General features: G+C 66.3%; 22 protein-coding genes. 8 read left to right on the top strand and 14 right to left on the bottom strand.

Annotated elements, in window-relative coordinates:
- Positions 1–34: 34 nt before the first annotated feature.
- The 4 genes from K420_RS0101690 (at position 35) to K420_RS0101675 (ending at position 3,816) form a co-directional block, all read left to right on the top strand.
- Entirely contained in the window at positions 35–793 is a 759-nt protein-coding gene (locus K420_RS0101690; protein ID WP_027456523.1) for a YdcF family protein, read from the top strand.
- Between the two features lie 92 nt (positions 794–885).
- Positions 886–1,860, top strand: a complete 975-nt coding sequence (locus K420_RS0101685; RefSeq protein WP_027456522.1) for a quinone oxidoreductase family protein — start codon at positions 886–888, stop codon at positions 1,858–1,860.
- Positions 1,861–1,870: 10 nt separating this feature from the next.
- A complete protein-coding gene (locus tag K420_RS0101680; RefSeq protein WP_035854381.1) occupies positions 1,871–3,193 on the top strand; it encodes a TAXI family TRAP transporter solute-binding subunit in 1,323 nt (440 codons plus the stop codon).
- A complete protein-coding gene (locus K420_RS0101675; protein ID WP_027456520.1) occupies positions 3,190–3,816 on the top strand; it encodes a ParA family protein in 627 nt (208 codons plus the stop codon). The genes K420_RS0101680 and K420_RS0101675 overlap by 4 nt, the downstream gene beginning before the upstream one ends.
- Positions 3,817–3,875: 59 nt before the next feature.
- On the opposite strand, the gene K420_RS19510 is transcribed toward K420_RS0101675, so the two are convergent.
- Together K420_RS19510 and K420_RS0101665 are read right to left on the bottom strand one after the other, a co-directional pair.
- Positions 3,876–6,575, bottom strand: coding sequence for a CHASE domain-containing protein (locus K420_RS19510; protein WP_051452906.1), 2,700 nt, complete (start codon positions 6,573–6,575; stop codon positions 3,876–3,878).
- Between the two features lie 63 nt (positions 6,576–6,638).
- On the bottom strand, positions 6,639–7,550 hold the full coding sequence (locus K420_RS0101665; protein ID WP_027456519.1) for a LysR family transcriptional regulator: 912 nt from the start codon (positions 7,548–7,550) through the stop codon (positions 6,639–6,641).
- 105 nt (positions 7,551–7,655) lie between these two features.
- On the opposite strand from K420_RS0101665, the gene K420_RS0101660 reads away from it, so the two are divergent.
- From K420_RS0101660 to K420_RS0101650, 3 genes are all read left to right on the top strand, one after another.
- The gene (locus K420_RS0101660; protein WP_027456518.1) at positions 7,656–8,363 is read left to right on the top strand and encodes a pirin family protein; all 708 of its coding nucleotides are present in this window, start codon (positions 7,656–7,658) and stop codon (positions 8,361–8,363) included.
- Positions 8,364–8,393: 30 nt separating this feature from the next.
- Entirely contained in the window at positions 8,394–8,948 is a 555-nt protein-coding gene (locus tag K420_RS0101655; RefSeq protein WP_027456517.1) for a flavodoxin family protein, read from the top strand.
- Positions 8,949–9,023: 75 nt separating this feature from the next.
- Complete coding sequence (locus tag K420_RS0101650; RefSeq protein WP_198293782.1) at positions 9,024–9,824, top strand: response regulator; 801 nt, start codon at positions 9,024–9,026, stop codon at positions 9,822–9,824.
- Here K420_RS0101650 and K420_RS17820 read toward each other — a convergent pair.
- The 12 genes from K420_RS17820 to K420_RS0101590 all read right to left on the bottom strand — a co-directional run bounded on the left by K420_RS17820 (position 9,821) and on the right by K420_RS0101590 (position 24,142).
- Complete coding sequence (locus tag K420_RS17820) at positions 9,821–10,366, bottom strand: hypothetical protein (RefSeq protein WP_035854373.1); 546 nt, start codon at positions 10,364–10,366, stop codon at positions 9,821–9,823. The genes K420_RS0101650 and K420_RS17820 overlap by 4 nt on opposite strands.
- On the bottom strand, positions 10,363–11,046 hold the full coding sequence (locus K420_RS0101640; RefSeq protein ID WP_027456515.1) for an exo-alpha-sialidase: 684 nt from the start codon (positions 11,044–11,046) through the stop codon (positions 10,363–10,365). The genes K420_RS17820 and K420_RS0101640 overlap by 4 nt, the downstream gene beginning before the upstream one ends.
- A 70-nt stretch (positions 11,047–11,116) precedes the next feature.
- A complete protein-coding gene (fba, locus tag K420_RS0101635) occupies positions 11,117–12,181 on the bottom strand; it encodes a class II fructose-bisphosphate aldolase (RefSeq protein ID WP_027456514.1) in 1,065 nt (354 codons plus the stop codon).
- Between the two features lie 44 nt (positions 12,182–12,225).
- A complete protein-coding gene (gene pyk / locus K420_RS0101630; RefSeq protein ID WP_027456513.1) occupies positions 12,226–13,659 on the bottom strand; it encodes a pyruvate kinase in 1,434 nt (477 codons plus the stop codon).
- 86 nt (positions 13,660–13,745) lie between these two features.
- Entirely contained in the window at positions 13,746–14,930 is a 1,185-nt protein-coding gene (locus K420_RS0101625; RefSeq protein ID WP_027456512.1) for a phosphoglycerate kinase, read from the bottom strand.
- Positions 14,927–15,994: a type I glyceraldehyde-3-phosphate dehydrogenase gene (locus K420_RS17815; protein ID WP_084019524.1), complete on the bottom strand. Its 1,068-nt coding sequence runs from the start codon at positions 15,992–15,994 to the stop codon at positions 14,927–14,929. The genes K420_RS0101625 and K420_RS17815 overlap by 4 nt, the downstream gene beginning before the upstream one ends.
- Before the next feature lie 51 nt (positions 15,995–16,045).
- A complete protein-coding gene (gene gap, locus K420_RS0101615) occupies positions 16,046–17,074 on the bottom strand; it encodes a type I glyceraldehyde-3-phosphate dehydrogenase (RefSeq protein WP_027456511.1) in 1,029 nt (342 codons plus the stop codon).
- Between the two features lie 33 nt (positions 17,075–17,107).
- Complete coding sequence (gene tkt / locus K420_RS0101610) at positions 17,108–19,111, bottom strand: transketolase (protein ID WP_027456510.1); 2,004 nt, start codon at positions 19,109–19,111, stop codon at positions 17,108–17,110.
- 115 nt (positions 19,112–19,226) lie between these two features.
- Complete coding sequence (locus tag K420_RS20795) at positions 19,227–19,925, bottom strand: hypothetical protein (protein ID WP_232422717.1); 699 nt, start codon at positions 19,923–19,925, stop codon at positions 19,227–19,229.
- A gap of 42 nt (positions 19,926–19,967) precedes the next feature.
- Entirely contained in the window at positions 19,968–20,981 is a 1,014-nt protein-coding gene (locus K420_RS0101600) for a class 1 fructose-bisphosphatase (RefSeq protein ID WP_027456508.1), read from the bottom strand.
- A 34-nt stretch (positions 20,982–21,015) separates the two neighbouring features.
- Positions 21,016–23,496: an EAL domain-containing protein gene (locus K420_RS0101595; RefSeq protein WP_027456507.1), complete on the bottom strand. Its 2,481-nt coding sequence runs from the start codon at positions 23,494–23,496 to the stop codon at positions 21,016–21,018.
- 88 nt (positions 23,497–23,584) lie between these two features.
- Positions 23,585–24,142, bottom strand: a complete 558-nt coding sequence (locus K420_RS0101590) for a thioredoxin family protein (RefSeq protein ID WP_027456506.1) — start codon at positions 24,140–24,142, stop codon at positions 23,585–23,587.
- Positions 24,143–24,188: 46 nt separating this feature from the next.
- On the opposite strand from K420_RS0101590, the gene K420_RS0101585 reads away from it, so the two are divergent.
- The gene (locus tag K420_RS0101585; RefSeq protein ID WP_027456505.1) at positions 24,189–24,929 is read left to right on the top strand and encodes a 16S rRNA (uracil(1498)-N(3))-methyltransferase; all 741 of its coding nucleotides are present in this window, start codon (positions 24,189–24,191) and stop codon (positions 24,927–24,929) included.
- Positions 24,930–24,932 lie beyond the last annotated feature (3 nt).

The following is a 24,932-nucleotide window of genomic DNA, read 5'->3' as shown; positions in this document are numbered from 1 at the left end:
TCCTCTTGCCGCAGCTGTCACGAGGCGCTGGCCGGTGACCGTCGCCTGGGCGATCAAGGGCTTGCTGGCGGCCTTGTTGTTGCCGCCAGGCAATGGGCTGGCTTTGCTCGGGCTGGCTGCGCTTTGCCGTCGGCGGCGCTGGGCGTTTGGCCTGGCCTTGTTCGGCGGTCTGCTGCTCCTGTTGCAATCGCTGCCGACGGTCGGTTCGGCGCTGATGGGTACGCTGGAGGACCGGGCCGGCGCCTGGCAGCCGGATACGGCCGGGGCGCAGGCCATCGTCATCCTCGGCAGCGGCCTGATCCGGCCGGTCGCCGAATTTGGTGGCGAAACGGTGACTGACCGGTCGCTGATCCGCCTCCGCCATGGCGCCCGGCTGGCGCGGGAGACGCAGTTGCCCGTGCTGATCAGCGGCGGCCGGCCGCTGCGGGCGGAAAATTCCGAGGCGGCGGTGATGGCCGACATCCTGAAAAACGAATTCGGTATCGCGGTGCGCTGGCGCGAGGAACAAAGCCAGGATACGGCCGGCAATGCCCGTTACTCGGCGGAAATCCTGCGCCAGGCCGGGATCACGCGCGTCGTGCTGGTCACCCAGGCCTTCCACATGCCGCGTGCCCGGCTGTTGTTCGAGGCGGCCGGGCTGCAGGTGGTGCCGGCGCCGGCTCATTTCGTCAGCAAGACGGGGGGCGGTTTCGCGGCCAGCGATCTGCTGCCCGGCGCGTCGGCCCTGCACCATTCCTACTACGCCCTGCACGAATGGCTGGGTATCGCCTGGGCGCGGCTTTCCGGCGTTTGAGGCGCGTGCCGGAAAGCCCGGCGCAAGGTGGAAGGAAGCGGGGCGGGGTGATAACCTCGCAGTCTCGACAACAAGAATGCCAGGAGACTCCGATGCCCCACGCCATCCGTATTCACCAGACCGGCGGCCCCGAGGTTCTGTGCTGGGAAGCAGTCGACCTGCCCGCCCCGGCCCCCGGCGAAGCGACGGTGCGCCACCACGCCGTCGGCCTCAACTACATCGATACCTATCACCGTACCGGCCTCTATCCGCTGCCCTTGCCCTCGGGCATCGGCCTGGAAGGCGCCGGGGTGGTCGAGGCGGTCGGTGAGGGCGTCACCGAGGTCAAGGTCGGCGACCGCGTGGCCTATGCCGGCGGGCCGATTGGCGCCTATGCCGAGGTGCGCAACATCCCGGCGCATCGCCTGTTGATCCTGCCCGACAGCATCGGTTTCGACACCGGCGCGGCGATGATGCTGCAAGGCCTGACCGCTGCCTACCTGCTGCGCAAGACCTACCGCGTGCAGCCCGGCGATGCCGTGCTGATCCACGCGGCGGCCGGCGGGGTCGGCCTGATCGCCTGCCAGTGGGCCAAGGCGCTCGGTGCAACGGTGATCGGCACCGTCGGCTCGCCGGCCAAGGCGGAACTGGCCAGGGCGCACGGCTGCGACCACGTGATCAATTACGCCAGCGAGAACTTCACCCAGCGCGTGCGCGACATCACCGGCGGCAAAGGCGTGGCGGTGGTATACGACGGTGTCGGCAAGGACACCTTTACCGGTTCGCTGGACAGCCTGCGGCCGATGGGCATGATGGTTTCCTATGGCAACGCCTCCGGGCCGGTGCCGCCGGTCGACCTGATCCTGTTGTCGCAGAAGGGTTCGCTGTTCATCACCCGGCCGACCTTGATGACCTACACCGCCCAGCGGGCCGACCTGCTCGAACTGGGCCGCGAGTTGTTCGACCGGGTCGCCAGCGGCCAGCTGCGCATCGAGGTGAACCAGCGCTACGCCCTGCGCGACGCCGCCCAGGCGCATCGCGACCTCGAGGCGCGCAAGACCACCGGTTCCACCATCCTGCTGCCGTAAGCCGCGAATCATGGCCAAGATCAAAGCCGGACTCCTGTCGCTGCGCGACCTGTTTGCCACCGCCTGGTGGATATTCCTGATCGTCGGCATCGGCTTCGTCGTTGCTTTCCAGTTCGTCGAGCCGGCGCCGCCCAAGCGCATCGTCATCACCACCGGCGGCGAAGCGGGCGCCTACTACCAATTTGCCCAGCGCTACGCGGCGATCCTGGCCAAAAACGGCATCACGCTGGAAGTGAAGTCGTCGGCCGGGTCGCTGGAGAACCTCGCTCGCCTGCAGTCGGACGAGGCGCAGGTCGGCTTTGTCCAGGGCGGCGTCATGCCACCCAAGGAAGACCCGGAGGCCGAGGACGATTCCGGCCTCTTGTCGCTGGGCAGCCTGTTCTACGAGCCGGTCTGGGTGTTCTATCGCGGCGAGCGCGATCTGACCCGGCTGACCGACCTGCGCGGCAAGCGCATCGCCATCGGCCAGGAAGGCTCGGGTGTGCGCCAGCTGGCCCAGCAACTGCTCGCTGCCAATGAGATCGAAGCGGGCGATCATCTGGTACCGCTCTCCGGGCTGAGCGCTGCCGAGGAATTGCAGCAGGGCCGCATCGACGCCGCCTTCATCATCGCCTCCGAAAGCGCGCCGGTGGTGCAGGTACTGCTGCGCTCGCCGGGCATCCGGCTGATGAGCTTCGCGCAATCCGGCGCCTACCAGCGGCGCTTTCCCTTCCTGACCAAGCTGACCTTCCCGCAGGGCGTGGCCGACCTGGTGCGCGACTTCCCGCCCAATGACATCAAGGTGCTGGCGCCGACCGCCAACCTGATCGTCCGCGACGACCTGCACCCGGCCCTGCAATCGCTGCTCCTGCAGGCGGCCAGCGAGGTGCATGGCAAATCCGGGTTCTTCCAGGATCAAGGCGAGTTCCCCGCCTACAAGGACCAGATGCTGCCGCTGTCGCCCGATGCGGCGCGCTATTTCAAGTCCGGACCCTCCTTCCTGCAGCGCTACCTGCCGTTCTGGCTGGCTGTCCTGGTCGACCGCCTGATCGTGCTGCTGGTGCCGGTCTTCGCCCTGCTCATCCCGCTGCTCAAGGTGGCGCCGGCGATCTACAACTGGCGGGTGCGCTCCAAGGTTTTCCGCTGCTACGGCGAACTCAAGTTCCTCGAGGACGACCTGAAGAACCATTTCGACCCGGCCAAGCTCGGCGACTACCGCCGCCGCCTCGACGATCTGGAGGAGGAGGCGGTGCAGCTGCATGTGCCCCTCGGCTTCACCGACCTGGTCTATACGCTGCGCGAGCACGTCAATCTGGTGCGCGGCATCCTCGACAAACGGGAATCCCATTCATGAAGGCCTTTCTCGTCGCCAACCCGAAAGGCGGCTCGGGCAAGAGCACGCTGGCCACCAACCTGGCCGGCTATTTCGCCAGCCAGGGGCACGAGGTAATGCTGGGCGACATCGACCGCCAGCAATCGTCACGCGAATGGCTCGGCATCCGGCCTTTCGAGCTGCCGACCATCGATACCTGGGACATCGGCCCGGACAACATCGCCCGGCCACCCAAGGGCACCACGCACGTCGTGCTCGACACGCCGGCCGGCCTGCACGGCAAGGCGCTGGAGAAGGTCCTCAAGCTGTCGTCGCGCGTCATCGTGCCGGTCCAGCCTTCGCTGTTCGACATGCTGGCCACCCGCCATTTCCTGGCTGAATTGCTGGCCGAGAAAGCCGTGCGCAAGGGCAAGGCCGATGTCGCGGTGATCGGCATGCGGGTCGACGCGCGCACCCGCGCTGCGGCCGAACTGGAGCGCTTCTTCGCGACCTTCGACCTGCCGGTGCTGGCCTACCTGCGCGATACGCAGGTTTATGTGCAGGCCACCGCCGCCGGCATGACCCTGTTCGACCTGCCGCGTTCGCGCGCCGAGCGTGACATCGAGCAGTGGCAGGCGATCATCGACTGGGTCGAGGCCGGCTGATCCTCAATCCGCGTTGCACCGCGCAAGCGGAGGAAGGCCGGCAACTGGGCCCGCAATTTTCAGCCGGACGCCCTGCCGTTCAGCCAGCGGTCGAGCATGGCATAGAGCTGCGGCGGATCGACCGGCTTGGCGAGGAAGTCGCTCATCCCGGCTGCCAGGCAGCTGGCCTTGTCCTCGCTGAAAGCATTGGCCGTCATGGCGACGATGGGTGTTTCCGCGTGGCCGGTCAGTTGCCGGATGGCGCGGCTGGCGGCGACACCGTCAAGGACGGGCATCTGCATGTCCATCAGGATCAGGTCGTAGGGCGCCGCGCTGGCCCGTTCGACGGCCTGCGCGCCGTTTTCGGCGGTGTCGATATACAGCTGCGGGTAATCCGACAGCAACTCGAGCGCCACTTCGCGGTTGATTTCGTCATCCTCGACCAGAAGCAGGCGCCGGACGGCGGCGGCCTGCGCGGCCGGTGTCGGGGCGGTCGGCGATGCGGACGGGAAGGGCGTTGCGGCCAGCGTGCTCTTGTCCAGGCGGACGCTCAGCGTGAAGGTGCTGCCGCGCCCGGCTTCGCTGTGCAGCGTGATGTCGCCGCCCATCAGCCGCGCCAGTTGGCGGACGATGGTCAGGCCGAGGCCGGTGCCACCGTGCTGGCGCGTGGTTGAGCCGTCGGCCTGCTCGAAGGGGGCGAAGATGCGCTCCTGGGCGTCGGCCGGAATACCCTGGCCGGTGTCGGCGACAGTGATGCTGACCGTCATGTCCTCCGCGGTTTCCGCGATGGGGGTGGCGTGCAGGCGGATGGTGCCGTGCTCGGTGAATTTCACGGCGTTTTCGAACAGGTTGATCAGGATCTGGCGCAGGCGGAGCGGGTCGCCCAGTAGCACGACCTCGTCCAGGCGCGGGCTGATGTCGCGCTGGAAGGTCAGCCCCTTGGCCTGGATGCGCTCGCTGGCCAGCGTTTCGACGGTGCCGATCAGTTCTCCGAGCTTGAGCGGGATGCGTTCCAGCGTCAGGTGGTCGGATTCGATCTTCGACAGGTCAAGGATGTTGTTGAGCAGGCCGAGCAGGTGGTCGGCAGCATGGCCGATCTTGCCCAGCTTGTCGCGTTCGACCGGCTCGCGGGTGCGTTGGATGAGCAGGTGGGTGAGGCCGATGATGGCGTTCATCGGCGTGCGCAGTTCGTGGCTCATGTTGGCCAGGAAAGTGGACTTGGCGCGGCTGGCGGCTTCGGCCGCTTCCTTGGCGAGCAGCAGGTCGGCGGTGCGGGCGGCGACCGCTTCCTCGAGGTGGTCGCGGTGGCGTTGCAGTTCGGCCTCGGCCTGCTTGCGCCGGGTGATCTCGTGCCCGACGGTGACCAGCGCCTGGCGCGCGCCGTTCGGGGCCAGCAGCGCGACCTTGGCCAGTTCGAAAATCCGCTCGCTGCCGTCGTCCTGGTGGATGACCAGTTCGTCGTGCAGCCGGGAGCCCTGTTCCCAGGCAGCGGGGTCGGAGCGCTCCAGGTCGGCCAGCGGGGTGGCGTCGAAGGTGTCGGCGCCGATCAGTTCGCGGCTGGTCCTGCCGCGGTAGCCGTCCTCGGCCAGGCCGAACAATTGCAGGAAGACGGCGTTGGCTTCGATCAGGCGGTTGTCGCCGTCCTTCAGGCAGACGGCGTCGGGCATGGTGTCGAGCAGCGTGCGCAGGCGGGCTTCGCTGTTGCGCACTTGTTCGGCGTAGGTCGCGATGTGCTGGTGGTAGCGCTGGCTGCGCAGTTGCCAGAGGACCGAGATGAGGGCGAGCAGGCAACCGGCCAGGCCGATGCCGGCGGGTAGTTGCGAGGCGGTGATGCGGTCGAATTCCGGCCGGCTGCGGAAGTGGGCGAGCCATTGCTGGCCGGCGAAGTCGATGGGCAACTCGACCTGATGCTGGCTGCGCACCCGGGTGGGGCCGGGATGCGAGTCGAATAGCTGGTGGTCGGGGCCGCGGGCGGCATCGAACAGTTCAAGCTCGACATCCTTGTTGTCGGCCGTGATGACGTTGCGCAGCAGGTCGTGGGCGCGGAAGGGGCTGTAGGCGAAGCCGAGCAGTGCGGCGCGGCGTTGCTCGACGGTGGCGGTGGGCAGGCCGTTGCGATAGATCGGCGCGTAGATCAGGAAGCCCGGTTGCACGTCCTGGCGGCCTTCCTGGACGAGGATCACCCGGCCGGAGAGCGCCGGTTCGCCGCTGTCGCGGGCCCGTTCCATGGCCTGGCGCCGGACCGGTTCGGAAAACATGTCGTAGCCGAAGGCCTTCAGGTTGCGTTCGGTAAAGGGTTCGAGATAGACGATGGCCGAATACTGCGCCCGCTTGCCGGGCGGGCTGATTGCGTAATCGGGAAAGCCTTCGGTCCGGATGCGCCGCTCATGCGCCGCTTTGTCGTGCGGGGCGACCATCAGGGCGAAGCCGGTGCCCTGGATGCCGGGGAGTGTCTGGTCGAGTTGCAGCTTGCGGATGTAGTCGCGCCACTCGCTGCGGCTGACGTCGTTGCTGGCGGCAAACAGGGCGGTTGCGCCGCGCAGCACCTGAACATGCGAGGCGAGACGGAAGAGGATCTTGGCCTTTTCCTGCTCGGCCCGGTACAGGAAGCGCTGCTCGGCTTGCTGCCGGGTCTTTTCATGCACGAGGCCGGCAAGGGCGGCCGTCGCCAGCAGCAGGGCGGCCGTGATCAGCCAGCCGATGCCTTTCGGCAGCGATGCCTGGCCGAGCCGTCTGCGCCACAGCGAATGACGGGAGGAGGTGCCGTCCGTATTTTCCACAGTTGGCCTTTTTGGCGTTTGACAGCGTACCTTAGCACTGACCGCCGTACTGTGGGAGGGGGGTTACAGGCCGCTGGTCAGTGTCCGGGCGGTATCCGGGTCGGCCAGGCGATCGAGGAACCAGGCCAGCGCCCGGCCGACCTGCCGGCTGCGCCAGGCGAGGTTGAGCGGCAGTTCCTGGCGCGGTTCGGCGAGGGTTTTTTCGACCAGGTGGCCGGCGGCGATTTCCGGGTCGGCCAGCCAGCGCGGCAAGTGGCCGATGCCCAGTCCGGCCGCCTGGGCGCTGGCCTTGGCGCGGATGTCGGGTACCCGCAGTACGTCCTGTCCTTCGAGCACGCCGACGGTGCGGGCGTCGAGTTCCTGCGAGGTGTCGGCGATGACCACGGCGCGGTGGCGCAGCAGTTCGCCGGCCGGAATCGGTCCGGGCCAGGCGGCCAGCGGATGGTCGGGTGCGACGGCGAAGACGAAGTCGCTGCTCGTGCCGAGGGGGCGGCTGGCGATGCCGCTGCGTGCCGGCACGTCGCCCGGTGCGCCGATGGCCAGGTCGGCCCGGCCGGTGGCCAGCGCATCCCAGGTGCCGCCCAGCACTTCGCCGGTGATCCGGATCTGCGTGCCATGCCCGGCGGCGTAGAAGGTCTGGAGCAGTGGAAAGAGCCGCTCGGCCGGGATGATGGCATCGAGCGCGATGCGCAGCTCCGCCTCCCAGCCGTCGGCAATGCGCTGCACGCGGCGCTCCAGGTCGCCGGCGGCGCGCAGCAGGTGGCGCCCGTCGTCGAGCAGGGCGCGCCCGGCTTCGTTCAGCGTCGCCCGCCGGCCCTCGCGCTGGAACAGCGTGACGCCGAGTTCGTCCTCCAGTTTGCCGACGGCGTGCGACAGGGCCGAGGGGACGCGGTGCAGGGCGGCGGCCGCCGCACTGAAGCTGCCATGGCGGTCGATGGCATCGAGCATGTGCAGCAGTTCGAAGGTGATTTTCATGTGAATTAAATTGAACGATACAACCAATATTATTCGCTTATTTTGCCTGAACTGTTGATGCATCATGGAAACTAATCATTCAAATCATTCACAAAAGGAATTGAAATGATCCGTGTGCGACCTTCCGACCAACGCGGCCACGCCAACCATGGCTGGCTGCGGGCGAAGCACAGCTTCTCCTTCGCCGACTACTACGATCCGGCCGAGATGGGCTGGGGCGTGCTGCGTGTCATCAACGAAGACCGCATCGCGCCCGGCATGGGCTTCGGCATGCATGGCCACCGCGATATGGAGATCGTCACCTACATCCTGTCCGGCTCGCTCGAACACAAGGACAGCCTGGGTAACGGCGGGGTCATCCGGCGCGGCGAGGTGCAGCGCATGACGGCCGGCAAGGGCATCCTGCACAGCGAGTTCAACCCCTCGCCGGACGAGGAAACCCACCTGCTGCAGATCTGGATCGAACCGGCGCAGCGCGGCACCCGCGCCAGCTACGAACAGCAGCCCCTGGCGGTCGACGAAATGCGCGGCCGCTGGCGACTGGTCGCCTCGCCGGACGGCGCCGAGGGCAGCACGACCATCGGCCAGGATGCCCGGCTATGGGCCAGCCACCTCGCCGTCGGCCAGCCTCTCGACTACGCCCTGCAACCCGGCCGCCTGGCGTACGTGCAGGTGGTCAGCGGCCGACTGGCGGTGAATGGCATCGCATTGTCAGCCGGCGACGGCGCCCGGATTGCCAAGGAAAGCAGCCTGCATTTTGCGGCGACGGAGGAGGCGGAAATCCTGCTCTTCGACCTGCCGCCCCACGCGTGATTCAACCTTAACTTCCCGAAAGGACAACTCATGAGCCAAATCATCGTCGTTTATCACTCCGGCTACGGCCACACCCAGCGCGTCGCCCAATACGTTGCCGAAGGGGCCGGTGCCGAACTGCTCGCCATCGACGCCGAGGGCAACCTGCCGGAAGGCGGCTGGGAGAAGCTGGCCGCCGCCGACGCCATCATCTTCGGCACGCCGACCTACATGGGCGGCCCGAGCTGGCAGTTCAAGAAATTCGCCGACGCCTCGTCCAAGGCGTGGTTTGTCCGCGCCTGGCAGGACAAGGTGTTCGGCGGCTTCACCAACAGCGCCAGCCCGGTCGGCGACAAGGGGGCGACGATGATCCAGTTGCAGACCCTGGCCTCGCAGCACGGCGGTATCTGGGTCAGCCTCGGCCAGTTGCCGGCCAATACCAAGGCGGCGACCCATGCCGATGCCAACCACTTGGGCGGCTCGGTCGGCCTGCTGGTGCGCTCGCCGTCCGACGCTGCGGTCGAGGAAATCCCGCAGGGCGACCTCGATACCGCCAAGGCTTACGGCCAGCGCGTCGCCGCCATCGCCGCCCGCCTGCGCGGCTGATCCGGGGCGCCCCGGGCTGTTTCGGCGCCGGGGCGCTGTTATAGTGCCTGTATTCCCCTCTCGCGGAGCACAGGCATGGCAATGATCACCTCCCTGGCCGACCTTTCGGTCGTCTTGGTCGAACCGTCCTCGACGCAGGCGCATCTGGTGCAGCGCATGCTGGAAAACCAGGGTGTCCGCACGGTCACCATCGTCGATACGGCACAGGCTGCCCTGGCCGCCCTGCGGGCTGCCAGTGGCCACACCGTGGTGATCAGCAGCCTCTACCTGCCCGATCAGGCCGGCACCGACCTGGTGACGGCCATGCGCGCCGAGCCCGCCCTGGAGACGGTGCCCTTCATCCTGGTTTCGAGCGAAACCCGGCCGCAGGTGCTCGAGCCGGTGCGCCAGTCCGGCGCCTGCAGCATCGTCGCCAAGCCCTTCACCGAACAGCAGTTGTCGCGTGCCCTCTACGCCGCGGCCGATTACCTGAGTCCGCCGGAGGACATCGATACGGCCGAGGTCGAAAACCTGCGCGTGCTGGTCGTCGACGACAGCCTCGCCTCGCGCCGCCACCTGCGTCGCCTGCTTGAGGAACTCGGCATCACGCGCATCCAGGAAGCGGTCGATGGCAAGGAAGCGGTGACCTTGCTCGAACAGGCGATGGTCGATCTGGTCATCACCGACTACAACATGCCGGAAATGGATGGCCGCGAGCTGATCGAATACATCCGCACCCAGAGCTGGCAGGCCGAAGTGCCGATCCTGATGGTGACCAGCGAGCAGAACATGGGCCGCCTGGCTGCCGTCGAACGGGCCGGCGTCTCGGCCATCTGCGACAAACCCTTCGAGGCCGGCAGCATCCGCCGGCTGATCAGCGACGCGCTGACCCGTTAGGTTGTGCGTCGGCGCCGGAACAGCCCGGCGCGCAGCAGCGCGCCGCCGGCCAGCCCGATGAGCAGCGGGTCGAGCAGCGCTCCCCACAGATTGGCGAACAGGCCACCGGCGTAGGCAAACAGCGCGCCGGCCAGGATCAGCAGCCAGGCCGTCCGGCCTTGCCAGGCCAATACCAGGCCGAGCGGCAGCAGGGCGGCGAGCAGCGGCCAGGGCCGGTAGCCGAGCGCGTACAGATCGCCCGGTAACCCGCCGGCAGTGGCCAGGGCAAGGGCACCCCCGCAACCGACGATGAGCAGCGCCGGGCGCGTTGCACCGCCAGCCGGCAGCCGGCCGGCCAGGTGACAGAGGGCGAGGCCGAGCAGGGTGGCCGACGGCGGCCCGAACACGGCCAGCATGATCGGCGCAATGCCGACCAGCAGCGATACAGCGGTGGTCGCCAGGGCGATGCGGGCACGAAAGATGCCGAAGCCGGGCAAGGCGGCCAGGGCGCCACAGACCAGAGCCTGGCCGAGCAGGCCGTAGGCGGCGTGCAGGCTGATCATCGGGTTGTCTCCGCCGCGGCGACCGGCAAGGCGGGCAGGCGGTCGATCAATTGCCCGGTCACGCTCAGGCGCAGCCAGGGGCCATCGCCACCGGCCTGGGCGAGCGGCAGCAGCAGGCCGCCATCAGCCAGTGGCCGGAGCGTTTCGCCCAGGCGGGGGCCCAGGCCGCCAAAGGGCGTGCTGTCCAGGCGCCGGGCGTTCGTCCACTGGCGCCCGCCATCAGTCGACACGCTGTGCATCAGTACGGCGCCGGCGGCGCTGCCCAGTGGGTGCGCTTCGTACCACAGGTGCAGCCAGCCACCTTCGGCCCACAGCAGCGGACGGCCCAGGCGCTGGGCATGCAGGAAGGCCGCCGCCGCCGTACTTTCCCGGCTGGCAATGCGGCCCATCTCCCGCCATCCGGTAGCGTCGCGGATGACGAGCCGGATGCCGGCGCTCTCCGCTTCGCCATTTTCCAGCCAGGCGACGGCCGCTTGGCCGTTGGCCAGGCGGGTCGGGCTGGGGCGTTCCGGCGAGGCGCGGGCGGCTGCCGGCAGGTCGTCGCCGGCCAGGTGTGCGGCCGGGGCGGGCGACAGCATGGCCGGAGGCGGCGTCGGTGTGCGCCAGCCGGCTGCTGCCAGTCCAAGGCCGAAGAGGGCCAGGGCCAGCCAGCGCAGCAGGTTTCCCGGTTGTTCAGTCATGGCGTGGCGCGGTTTGCGGGCGAGAAAAAGGCCGCATGGCGCGGCCTTTCCGGGTGAGGCTCAAGGCGGCTCAGCGAACGATCTGGTTCAGCTCGCCCTTGGCATAACGCTCGGCCATCTTGTCGAGCGGGATCGCCTTGATCTTGCTGGCGTTGCCCGCGGTGCCGAAGGCTTCGAAACGGGCCAGGCAAATCTTCTTGGCGGCTTCGCGGGCCGGCTTCAGGTAGTCGCGCGGGTCGAACTTGGACGGGTTCTCGGCTAGGTAGCGGCGGATGGCGCCGGTCATCGCCAGACGGATATCGGTGTCGATGTTGACCTTGCGTACACCGTGGGCGATGCCCTTGACGATTTCCTCGACCGGCACGCCGTAGGTTTCCTTCATGTCACCGCCGAATTCGCGGATTTCGGCGAGCAGTTCCTGCGGCACGCTGGAGGAACCGTGCATCACCAGGTGGGTGTTCGGGATGCGGGCGTGAATCTCGGCGATGCGGTCGATGGCGAGGATGTCGCCGGTCGGCTTCTTGGTGAACTTGTAGGCGCCGTGGCTGGTGCCGATGGCGATGGCCAAGGCGTCGCAGTTGGTCTGCTTGACGAAGTCGGCAGCCTGCTCGACGTCGGTCAGCAGGTCTTCGCGGGTCATGTGGCCTTCGGCACCGTGGCCGTCTTCCTTGTCGGCCTTCATGGTTTCCAGCGAACCGAGCACACCCAGCTCGCCTTCGACGGAGACACCGATGGCGTGGGCGAATTCGACCACCTTGCGGGTCACTTCGACGTTGTATTCGTAGGTGGCGACGCTCTTGCCATCGGCCTGCAGCGAGCCGTCCATCATCACCGACGAGAAGCCGGAACGGATGGCGGCCATGCACACCGACGGCGACTGGCCATGATCCTGGTGCATGACGATGGGGATGTGCGGGTAGGCTTCCAGCGCAGCCAGGATCTGGTGACGCAGGAAAGGTTCGCCGGCATATTTGCGGGCACCGGCCGAGGCCTGCATGATCACCGGGGCGTCAACCTGGTTGGCGGCTTCCATGATGGCCCAGACCTGTTCCATGTTGTTGACGTTGAAAGCGGGCAGGCCATAGCTGTTCTCGGCGGCATGGTCGAGCAGTTGGCGCATGGAAACGAGGGGCATGGGAACTCCTGTGCAGTGATTTTGTTTCGGGTGATTTATGTATTCTAGTTGATTTGATGCTCGCCGACGCGGACGATCTTCAGCGTGTTGGTGCCGCCGGTGGTACCGATCGGTTCGCCGATGGTGAGCACGATCAGGTCGCCCTTCTCGACCACGCCGCGGGCGATCAGCAACTGCTCGGCCTCGGCCAGCAGGCGGTCGCGGTCGGTGTGCTGCTGCGCCATGAGCAGTGGATAGACCTCGCGGTAGAGCACCATGCGGGCCACCGACTCGGCGTCCGGGGTCAATGCGTAGATCGGTACGCCGCAGTTCAGGCGGCTCATCCACAGCGCGGTCGAGCCGGACTGGGTCAGTGCGGCGATGGCCTTGACCTTCAGGTGATGCGCCGTCCAGATCGCCGCCATGGCGATCGACTGGTCGATGCGCGTGAAGACGCGATCGAGGAATTCGCGGTCGAGCGTGACTTCGGCCGAGCGCTCGGCCTCGATGCAGATGCGCGACATCGACTCGACGGTTTCCACCGGATACTTGCCGCTCGCCGTTTCGGCCGACAGCATCACGGCATCGGTGCCGTCGAGCACGGCATTGGCGACGTCCGACACTTCGGCGCGGGTCGGCACCGGCGAGGAAATCATCGATTCCATCATTTGCGTCGCCGTGATGGTCAGCTTGTTCATGTCCCGCGCCATGCGGATCATCTTCTTCTGCAGGGCCGGCACGGTCGCATCGCCCACTTCCACCGCCAGGTCACCGCGGGCGACCATGACGCCGTCCGAGGCATCGAGAATCTCGGCCATGTTGGTGATCGCCTCGACACGCTCGATCTTGGCGATCAGCACGGCCGAACTGCCGGCGGCGCGCATCAGCTGGCGCGCCATGTACATGTCGGCGGCGCTCTTCGGGAAGGAAACGGCGACGAAGTCGACACCGATCTGCGCGGCCGTCTTGATGTCGTCCATGTCCTTGGCGGTCAGCGCCGGCGCGGTCAGGCCGCCGCCCTGACGGTTGATGCCCTTGTTGTTCGACAGCTCGCCGCCGACCAGCACGCGGGTATGGATTTCCTGGCTGCGCACCAGCATGACTTCCAGCTTCAGGCGGCCGTCGTCGAGCAGCAGGATGTCGCCGCTGACCACGTCCTTGGGCAGGTCCTTGTAGTCGAGGCCGACCCGCTCCTGGTTGCCGAGCGGGCAGGCTGCATCGAGGATGAAACTGTCGCCGACGGCCAGGGTGATCTTGCCGCCCTCGAATTTGCCGACGCGGATCTTCGGCCCCTGCAGGTCGCCCAGGATGCCGACTGTCCGACCGAACTTGGCGGCCGCGGCGCGAATGCCCTCGGCGCGCGCCTTGTGATCCTCGGCGCTGCCATGCGAAAAATTCATCCGGACGACATCGACGCCGGCCTGGACCAGACGTTCAAGAACCTCGGGCGACGACGAGGCCGGCCCCAGCGTGGCGACGATCTTGGTATGACGCAACATTGCTTCCCTTCCCCCGCAATTTGTATTCCGACTATTCTGCTTGACCGGCCAGCCATCCTGCGGCCGGCCGGTTGACGGTGACGTGCTTAGCCCTTCGCCCGCTCTTCGAGCACGGCGATGGCCGGCAGGGTCTTGCCTTCGAGGAATTCCAGGAAGGCGCCGCCGCCGGTCGAGATATAGCCGACATCGTCGGCGATGTGGAACTTGGCGATGGCGGCCAGCGTGTCGCCGCCGCCGGCGATGGAGAAAGCCTCGGAGTGGGCGATGGCGGAGGCCATCATCTTGGTGCCGCCGGCGAACTGCGGCAGTTCGAAGACGCCGACCGGGCCGTTCCAGACGATGGTGCCGGCGTTGGCGATGATCTCGGCCAGCTTGGCGGCGGTCTTCGGGCCGACGTCGAGGATGCGGTCGTGGGCATGCACGTCCTCGACCGAAATCTTGTTGGCGCGGGCCAGGGCGGAGACTTCGTCGGCGACGACGACGTCGGTCGGCAACGGCACTTCGGCGCCGCGTTCCTTCATGATGTCCATGATGGCATGGGCTTCCTTGACCAGGTCCGGCTCGGCCAGCGACTGGCCGATGCGCTTGCCGTCGGCGAGCAGGAAGGTGTTGGCGATGCCGCCGCCGACGATCAGCTGGTCGACCTTGTCGGCCAGCGACTTGAGGATGGTCAGCTTGGACGACACCTTGGAGCCGCCGACGATCGCGACGAGCGGGCGCTTCGGGTTGTGCAGGGCCTTGGACAGGGCGTCGATCTCGGCGCCCATCAGCATGCCGGCGCAGGCCACCGGGGCGTACTTGGCGATGCCATGGGTGGTCGCTTCGGCGCGGTGGGCGGTGCCGAAGGCATCATTGACGTAGATGTCGCACAGCTTGGCCATCTTCTGGGCCAGTTCGTCGTTGTTCTTCTTCTCGCCCTTGTTGACGCGGCAGTTCTCGAGCAGCACGACTTCGCCCGGCTTGACGTCAAAGCCGCCATCGACCCAGTCGGTGATCAGGCGCACTGGCTGCTTGAGCATCTGGCCGAGGCGCACGGCGACCGGCATCAGGCTGTCTTCCGGGTTGAGTTCGCCTTCGGTCGGCCGGCCGAGGTGGGAGGTGACCATGACCGCGGCGCCCTTTTCGACACAGTACTTGATCGACGGCAGCGAAGCGCGGATGCGGGTGTCTTCGGTGATGTTGCCGGCTTCGTCCTGCGGGACGTTGAGGTCGGCACGGATGAAGACACGCTTGCCGGAAACATCGAGGTCGGCCAGTTTGATGACGTTCATGGTTGATCTCCTGATTGTGGCTGGATGTAATGCGGGGACCAGAGGCGCGACCAGTGCGCGGCGACCTCCAGCATGCGGTTGGCGAAGCCCCATTCGTTGTCGAACCAGACGAACAGATTGACCAGGTGGGCACCGCTGGTGCGCGTCTGGCTGCCGTCGACGATGGCCGAATGGGGGTCGTGATTGAAATCGATCGAGGCGTGTGCGGCCTCGGAATAGGCGACCAGCGATTTGAGCCGGCCGAAAGCGGCGTTGGCGAGCAGGGTGTTGATACTGTGCGCCGACACTGGACGTTCGGTGACGAGGGTCAGGTCGATGGCCGAGACATTGGTCGTCGGCACGCGGATGGCCTTGGCCTGGACGCGGCCGGCCAGGCGCGGCAACAGGCGCTCGATGCCGCGCGCCAGGCCGGTCGACACCGGGATGATCGACTGCATCGCCGAGCGGGTGCGGCGCAGGTCGTCGTGGTGGTAGCCATCGATCAGCGGCTGGTCGTTCATCACCGAGTGCAGCGTGGTGAGCAGGGCTTCCTCGATGCCGACTTCGCGGTCGAGCAGGTCGAGCAGCGGCACGATGGCGTTGGTCGTGCAGGAGGCGGCGGAAACCAGCTTTTCGCTGCCGGTCAGCTTGTCCTGATTGATGCCGGCAACGATGGTCGCGTCGACATCGTCGGCGCTGGCCCCGGGGTGCGAGAGCAGCAGGCGGGGGCAGCCGGCGGCCAGGAAGCGCTGCAGATCGGCGCGCTTGCCGTAGGCGCCGGAGCATTCGACAACCAGGTCGATGTTGCGCCAATCAACCGCTTCCGGCGTCCGCGCATGGCTGACGCGGATCGGCCGATGGTCGATGCGCAGTTCCCCATCGACCGCTTCGACCAGGCCGGGGAAACGGCCATGCGTCGAGTCGTAGCGCGTCAGGTAGGCCATGCTCTCCAGGTTGGCCGGCTCGTTGAGGGCGACGACCTGGAAGGGATGGGCGACCGGGGATTCCAGCAGTGCACGCAGGAAGCAACGGCCGATGCGGCCGTATCCGTTGATGGCGAGGCGATAGGGGGGGCGGTGTGTCACGGAGGGGGCAAAAAAAGGGGCCTTGCGGCCCCTCTATCCTCTTGCGCGCGCTTACTTGGCGTTCATCCAGGCGCGGGCGGCATCCAGCATGCGGCAGGAGTAACCCCACTCGTTGTCGTACCAGGCCAGGACCTTGACCAGCGTCGAGCCGTCTTCAGCCTTCAGGACGCGGGTCTGGGTGGCGTCGAAGGTCGAGGAAACGGTCGTGTGGTTGAAGTCGGAGGAGACCAGCGGCTCGTTGTTGACGGCCATGATGCCCTTCAGCGGGCCGTTGGCGGCGGCGGTCATCAGGGCGTTGATTTCGTCCTTGGTGGTGGCGCGCTCGGCGGTGAAGGTCAGGTCGACCAGCGAGACGTTGATGGTCGGGACGCGCAGCGCGAAACCGTCGAACTTGCCGACCAGTTGCGGCAGCACCAGGCCGACGGCCTTGGCGGCACCGGTCTTGGTCGGGATGATGTTGGCGGCAGCGGCGCGGGCGCGACGCAGGTCCTTGTGACGGACGTCGACGGTGACCTGGTCGTTGGTATAGGCGTGCACGGTGGTCATCAGGCCGGACTTGATGCCGATGGCGTCGGACAGCACCTTGGCCACCGGGGCCAGACAGTTGGTCGTGCAGGAGGCGTTGGAGACGACGGTGTCGCCGGCCTTGAGAACGCCCTCGTTGACGCCCATGACGATGGTCGCATCGACGTCGTCACCGCCCGGGGCGGAGATCAGCACGCGCTTGGCGCCTTGCTCGAGCAGGGCCTGAGCCTTGGCCTTGGTGGTGTAGGCGCCGGTGCATTCGAGCAGGACGTCGACGCCGTGGTCGGCCCAGTTGACGCCCTTCGGGTCCTTGGTCGAGTAGAAGGCGATCTTCTTGCCGTCGATGATGATGCAGTTTTCACCTTCGGTTTCGACCGAGGTGCCGAAGCGGCCGTGCGTGGTGTCGTACTTCAGCAGGTGGGCGTTGGTCGCCAGGTCGCCGGAGGCGTTGATCGCGACGACGTCGAATTCGTTCTGCAGGCCCTGCTCGTAGATGGCACGCAGCGTGCAGCGACCGATACGACCAAAACCGTTGATTGCAACCTTGATAGCCATGGAATTTTTTCCTCTCTGCGTTGAAGTTTTGAATCAGGACAGCAGTGCCTTGGTCGTCGAAACGACATTGGCCACGGTGAAACCGAAAAGATCGAACAACTGGTTGGCCGGCGCGGATTCACCGAAGCGGTCGATGCCGATCACGGCACCGTGCAGGCCGACATACTTGCGCCAGAAATCCGGGTGCGCCGCTTCGATGGCGACGCGCGGCAGGTGGGCGCCGAGCACGGACAGGCGGTAGGCCTTGTCCTGGCGGTCGAAGACGTTGGTGCAGGGCATCGACACGACGCGCACGGCGATGCCTTCGGCGGCCAGTGCAGCCTGGGCGTCGAGGGCCAGCTTGATTTCGGAGCCGGTGGCGATCAGTACGGCCTTGGCGTCGGCGGCGTCGGACAGGATGTAGCCGCCCTTGGCGATCTCGGCATCGGCGATCTTCTGCGTCACGGTCGGCAGATTCTGGCGCGACAGGGCCAGGATGCTCGGGCCGTCGGTGCGTTCGACGGCAGCCGTCCAGGCGATGGCGGTTTCGGTTGCGTCGGCCGGGCGCCAGACATCGACGTTCGGGATGATGCGCAGCGACGGGATATGCTCGACCGGCTGGTGCGTCGGGCCGTCTTCGCCGAGGCCGATGGAGTCATGGGTGTAGACCATGATCTGGCGCTGCTTCATCAGCGCCGCCATGCGGATGGCGTTGCGGGCGTAATCCGAGAAGACCAGGAAGGTCGCGGTGTAGGGAATCAGGCCGCCGTGCAGCGCGATGCCGTTGGCAATGGCGGTCATGCCGAATTCACGCACACCGTAGTAGCAGTAGTTGCCGCCTTCGGTCTTGGTGACGCCCTTGCTGCCCTTGACGAAGGTCAGGTTGGAGCCGGCCAGGTCGGCCGAGCCGCCGAAGATTTCCGGTACGGCCGGAACCAGGGCGGCGATGGCGTTCTGCGAAGCCTTGCGGGTGGCGATGTTCTCGGCCTTGTCGCGGCAGGCGCCGACGTAGGTTGCCTTGGTCGCTTCCCAACTGGCCGGCAGTTCGGATTTCATGACGCGGCGCTCGAACTCGGCCGCTTCAGCCGGGAAGGCCGCGCGGTAGGCGGCGAAACGCTTGTCCCAGTTTTCCTGGAAGACGGCGCCGGCCGGCTTGCGGTTCCAGGCGCTGTAGACGTCGTCCGGAATCTCGAACGGCGCATGCGGCCAGCCGATGTATTCGCGGGCGGCGGCAATTTCGTCCTTGCCGAGTGGCGCCCCGTGGCAGTCGTGCGAGCCCTGCTTGTTCGGCGAGCCCATGCCGATGGTGGTCTTGCAGCAGATCAGGCTCGGCTTGTCGGTGACCGCCTTGGCGGCGAGCAGGGCCTTCTCGATTTCATCGGCATTATGGCCGTTGACCGCCGGGATGACATGCCATCCGTAGGATTCGAAACGCTTCGGCATGTCTTCGGTGAACCAGCCTTCGACGTGGCCGTCGATCGAGATGCCGTTGTCGTCCCAGAAGGCGATCAGCTTGCCCAGGCCGAGGGTGCCGGCCAGCGAGCAGGCTTCGTGCGAGACGCCTTCCATCAGGCAACCGTCGCCCAAGAAGACGTAGGTGTGGTGATTGACGATTTCGTGGCCCGGCTTGTTGAACTCGGCGGCGAGCACCTTTTCGGCGAGTGCCATGCCGACGGCGTTGGTGATGCCCTGGCCGAGCGGCCCGGTAGTCGTTTCAACGCCCGGCGTGTGGCCGAACTCGGGGTGGCCGGCGGTGCGCGACTTGAGTTGGCGGAACTGCTTGAGGTCGTCGATCGACAGGTCGTAGCCGGTCAGGTGGAGCAGCGCGTAGATCAGCATCGAGCCGTGGCCGTTCGACAACACGAAGCGGTCGCGGTCAGGCCATTGCGGATTGGCCGGATTGTGTCGCAGGTGGCGGCGCCATAGCACTTCGGCGATTTCCGCCATGCCCATCGGGGCGCCCGGGTGGCCGGAATTGGCCTGCTGGACGGCGTCCATGGCGAGGGCGCGGATGGCGCCGGTCAAGGGTGAAAACTTGGGAGGTGTGCTGACGCTCATGTTCCGGAAATCCAGCCTGCGAAAAAGGCAAAATTATCCGGCAAAAACCATGATTTGGATAGGGTGCGCGGCCCGTCGTGCCATGTTGCCGGCATGGCGGGCCTCACCTGTCGGCTTAGCGGTAGCCGGTATCCTTCTCGTTGTGGATGACCCACGTCAGATAGAAGTCAGTGCCGAAGCCGGCATTCTGCGAGAAGATCAGACGCCCCTTGCCCTTGTAGGCCATTTCCCAGCGCGCCCGGTCGCTGCCGAAATAGAACGGAATCCAGGCCTTGCCGGTAATGTAGGCACCCTGGTCGGTCGGTTGGCCGGCAAGGTCGATGGCCTGCTGGCGCGACATGCCGATGCGCAGTTTCGTGAAGGTCGTGCCGGCGGCCGGAACGCCGGTGATTTCACCTTCCCAGTCGCGCTCCCCCTTGACCATCGTGCCCTGGCCGGACTGCACCTGGGCAATGTCGGTCACCGGCTTGTTGCCGGAAATGTCGTACTGGCCATGCATGATGCGGCCGGTGCGGGGCGCCGGGGCGACCGGCGCGGCGGCGGGGGCCGTTGCGGTCGAAGCGGCCGGTTTGGCCGGCTCGCAATCGAGCGGCTTGTCCTCGGTCTTGCTCTTCGCCTTGGTCTTGGCGGTCTTTTTCTTGGCTGCCGGCTGCTCCGGCGGGCACACCGGTTTGGCGGCCGGGGCCGGCTCCGGCGCTGATGTCGCAGCCGCAGTTGGCGCCGGTGCCGGCTCTTCCGGTTTGGTTTCGTTGCTCTTGCAGCCGGTGATCAGTGCCCCGGCTGAGAACAGGAGGGCGAGGGTGAGCTTGGACATCGCTGTCATCCTATGACGTTGGGGACCTGCGACTTTAGCAGGTCAGGCCGCGTGATAGCCAGTGACGCGCTCCACCTCGTTCTTCGAACCGAGGATGACCGGCACGCGCTGGTGCAGGTTGTCCGGCTGGATGTCGAGAATGCGCTGGCGGCCCGTCGTCGCGGCGCCGCCGGCCTGCTCGACCAGGAAAGCCATCGGGTTGGCTTCGTACATCAGGCGCAGCTTGCCACCCTTGTCTTTCATCTTGCTGTCCAGCGGGTACATGAAGATGCCGCCGCGCGTCATGATGCGATGCACGTCGGCCACCATCGACGCCACCCAGCGCATGTTGTAGTCCTTGCCGAGCGGGCCTTCCCGGCCGGCCTGCATTTCGGCGACGTAGCGCTGGACCGGTGCCTCCCAGAAGCGCTGGTTCGACATGTTGATGGCGAATTCCTTGGTGTCGGCCGGGATGCGGACATTCTCCTGGGTCAGCACGAACTGCCCCTGCTCGCGGTCGAGGGTAAACACGACGACGCCGTCGCCCACGCTCAGGACGAGCAGCGTGGTCGGGCCGTACACGGCGTAGCCCGCCGCGACTTGCGCCGTGCCGGGTTGCAGGAAGGCCTGTTCGGCGGCTGCCGGCGTGCTCAGGTCGGCGCCGTCCGGGCATTTCAGCACCGAGAAAATGGTACCGATCGACACGTTGACATCGATGTTCGACGAGCCGTCGAGCGGGTCGAAGGTGAGCAGGTATTCGCCCTTCGGGAAACGGTGCGGTACCAGGTGCGGCAAGTCCATTTCCTCGGAGGCCATGGCGGCGAGATGGCCGCCCCATTCGTTGGCGTCGAGCAGGATCTCGTTGGACAGCACGTCGAGCTTCTTTTGCGCCTCGCCCTGCACGTTGTCGCTGCCCGCTTCGCCGAGCACGCCGCCCAGGCCGCCCTTGCCGATGGCAACGGAAATAGCCTGGCAGGCACGGGCGACGATCTCGATCAGGAACTTGAGATCGCCGGTGATGGCGCCCTTGGTGCGTTGTTCTTCGGTCAGATAGCGAGCCAGCGTGCGCTGTGCCATGGGAACTCCTGCGGCGTTGTCGAAAAACGCGATTTTACCCCGCCAGCTGGCGGGCGTGCAGGAAGGCGAAGGCGGTGCCGCTGTTCATCGGCTTGCTGAGCAGGTAGCCCTGCACCTCGTCGCAGCGGTTGCCGCGCAGCAGGTCGAGCTGGTCCTCGGTTTCGACGCCCTCGGCGATGACCTTGAGGCCGAGCGAATGGGCCAGCGCGATGGTGCCGAAGGCGATGGCGCGGTCGTTGAGGTCGTGCTCGATGTCGGCGACGAAGGAACGGTCGATCTTCAGGTGGTCGATCGGGAAGAGCTTGAGGTAGGCGAGCGAGGAATAGCCGGTACCGAAGTCGTCGATGGCCAGCGTGACGCCCATCCGGCCGAGGCGTTCGAGGACCTTGATGGCTTCCTGCGGATTTTCCATCACCGCGCTTTCGGTGATTTCGAGTTCGAGCAACTCCGGCGCCAGACCGGAGGTAGCCAGCGCGTTGGCCACGGTTTCGCAGAAATCGCGGCGGCGCAGTTGCAGGGCCGAGACGTTGACGGCGACCCGCAACGGCTTGAGGCCGGCATGAATCCAGTGGGCCATCTCACGGCAGGCGGCGGTCAGCACCCATTCGCCGATATCGACGATCAGGCCGGTTTCCTCAGCGACCGGAATGAAGCGGGCCGGCGAGATCATGCCGTCGGTCGGGTGATACCAGCGGGCCAAGGCCTCGACGCCGGTCGGCTGGCGGCTGGCAGCGTCGAATTGCGGCTGGAAGTCGATGCTCAGTTCGTTGCGGGCGATGGCATGGCGCAGCATGCGCTCAATGTTCAGGCGCTCGGCGGCCGACTGGTTCATCTCGGCGGCAAAGAACTGGTAGTTGTTCCGGCCGGCTGCCTTGGCGTGGTACATCGCCGTATCGGCATTCTTCAGGATGGTGTTGCCGTCGGTGCCGTCGTCGGGAAAGATGCTGATGCCGATCGACGGGCTGGTGTGCAACTCGTGACCATCGGCCTCGATCGGTGTAGATAGCGTGGCGGTGATCTTGCTGGCGACGGTGGCAGCATCCGCCGGCGTGCTGATGGCGGGCAGGATGATGACGAACTCGTCGCCCCCCAGGCGGGCGACGAAATCGCTTTCGCGCACCAGCCGGGAGAGCCGGCAGGCAACCTCGCGCAGCAACTCGTCGCCGACCTGGTGGCCGAGCGTGTCGTTGATCGTCTTGAAACGATCGAGGTCGAGGAACATCATCGCCACCTTCCACTGGTGGCGGCGGGCATCGGGCAGGATCTGGGCGAGGCGCATGAGCAGCGCCATGCGGTTGGGCAGCCCGGTCAGCGCATCGGTCTGCGCGATGTGGCGCATGCGATCCTCGGCCTCCTTGCGCTCGGTGATATCGGCCAGAATCCAGACGTAGTGGGCGGGCAGGCCACTCTGCGGGTCATCTACCCGGTTGATGCGGGTGCCGGCCGGGAAGGTCTGGCCGTTCTTCTGGGTGACTGCCAGCTCGCCATTCCAGGTGCCGCGCATGACCAGCTGCTCGGACATTTCCTGGGCCGACTGCCCCGCCTCGAATTCGATCAGGGAAAAAACGGTCTGGCCCTGCAGTTCGAAGGGCTCGTAGCCGGTCATCTGCGTGGTGGCCGGATTGATCGACAGAATGCGGTGGGCTTCGTCGGTGAAGATGATGCCGGCCGGCGAATGGCTGTACACCTTCTGGGCCAGTTGCTCACGCTCGGCGCTGTGGCGGCGTTCCGTGATATCGGTGTAGACCGTGACGAAACCGCCCTCGGCGAGGGGGACGCCGCGTATCTCCAGCGTCTTGCCGTTCGGTCGGGTGCGCTCGAAATGATGCTTGCTCGGCTCCCGTACACGCTGCATCAGGCTGCGGGTGATCTGGTCGGGGTCGCCCGAACCGTATTCGCCGCGCTCGGCATTGAAGCGGAACATCTCCCGGATCGAGGTGCCCGGTCGGGTGAGTGTCTCCGGCAGTTCGAGCAGGCGCCCGAATTCGCTGTTGCACAGTTCGAGCTGTGCGTCCTGGTTGAACAGGCTGACCGCGCTCGGGATGCTTTCCAGCACGGTCTGCAACTGATCGCGCTGCTTGCGCAACAGGGTTTCGGCGGCCTTGCGCTCGGTGATGTCGGTGTAGGTGGTGATGAAACCGACGATCTGGTCGCCCAGCGTCAGCGGTTCGCCCTGGACGAGATGGGTCTTGCCGTTCGGCCGTGTTCGCTCGAAGCAATGGGGCTCGAACTGGTGGGCGAGGGCAGTGATGCGCTGAACATGTGCCTCGATGCTGCCCGGGCCGTATTCACCACGGCTGGCGGGAATGCGGATCAGGTCGGCAAAGGGGACGCCTTCATAAACCGCATGATTCGGCAGTTCGAGCACGTTCAGGAAGCCCTGGTTCCAGACGCGCAAGCGCAGCTGTTCGTCGAAGACGCTGATTCCCTGCGGCATGCTCGAGACGACCGCTTGCAGATATGTCAGCTGGCGCTGGATATCGATGGACGACGGCAGGGAATGAGGAGGCGACATCGGGCGATACGGGCAGGGAAGACTTCTATAAAGCCGGATGATAGCCGAGCCCGCCGTTGACGGCTATCAAAGAAAATCGGCTAAATCTCTAATAAATATGCCATTTGATCGAGCAGCCGATGGATGCCATCTGCTCGCGTGGTCCCTGGCCGCTACGGGCGATGTCGCACATCGCCTCGAACAGGTCGCGGCGGGCATCCGGGGGCGCCGGATGGCGGCCCGAGGCATCGAGCCGGCCGCGGTACTGCAGTTCCAGACGGGCGTTGTAGCCGAAGAAGTCCGGTGTGCACACCGCGCCATACGCCCGTGCAACGGCCTGGCTCTCGTCGTACAGGTAGGGAAAGGGGAAGGCCAGTTCCGTGGCCCAGCGTCGCATGTTTTCCGGCGCATCTTCCGGGTAGGAGACGACGTCGTTGCTCATGATCGCCACGCAACCGATACCTTGCCCGGCCAGTTCGCGGCAGTCGCGGATCAGGCGGTCGATGATCGCCTTGACGTAGGGGCAGTGGTTGCAGATGAACATGACCAGCAGACCATTCGGGCCGCGGCAGTCGGCGAGGGTGTAGCGCCGCCCATCGATGCCGGGCAGGTCGAAATCGACGGCCGCTTGGCCGAAATCGCAGACGGGCGGATTCAATGCAACCACGGTTCACCTTTCACGTTTCACCTTGCGCTGCCCCATAATAGCACCGATGAATTTGCCCCGTTTTTACTGCCGTGAAGCGCTCTCCCCGGGGGCGCATGTCGAATTGCCCGAGCCGGTGGCGCGCCATGCCGCACGCGTGCTACGCCTGCCGCCGGGTGCCCCGATGATCCTGTTCGATGGCCGTGGCGGCCAGTATCCGGCTCACATCGAGCGCATCGAGCGCGATCGCGTTTTTGCCGAGCTGGCGGCCTGGCAGGATGTGGAACGCGAGTCACCGCTGGCGATTACGCTGGTCCAGGCGCTACAGGCCGGTGACAAGATGGATTTCACCATCCAGAAGGCGGTCGAGCTCGGGGTGCGCGACATCGTGCCGGTCGAAAGCCGGCGCAGCGTACTGCGCCTGGCCGGCGAGCGGGCTGCCAAGCGTGTTGCGCACTGGCAGGGCGTTGTCGCCTCGGCGTGCGAGCAGTGCGGGCGCAACCAGGTGCCGCTGGTGGCGCCGGTCGACAAACTGGAGAACTGGCTGGCACGGCCAACGGGCGATGGTGTGCTGCGCCTGATGCTAGCGCCGGATGCCGAGGAGAGCTTCGCTTCGATCCGGCCGACCGGGCCGGTTCAATTGTTGATCGGGGCCGAAGGGGGGCTCGATCCGCAGGAAATGATCGCGGCCCGGCAGGCCGGCTTCCAGGCCGTGCGCATGGGGCCGCGCGTATTGCGTACGGAAACCGCAGGTTTGGCTGCACTGGCGGTCATGCAGGCGATGTGGGGCGATTTCAGGGAGGGGTAGATC

The sequence above is a fragment of the Dechloromonas agitata is5 genome, from assembly GCF_000519045.1.
Taxonomy (GTDB): Bacteria; Pseudomonadota; Gammaproteobacteria; order Burkholderiales; family Rhodocyclaceae; genus Azonexus; species Azonexus agitatus.
This window is presented reverse-complemented; position numbering and strand designations above follow the sequence as displayed.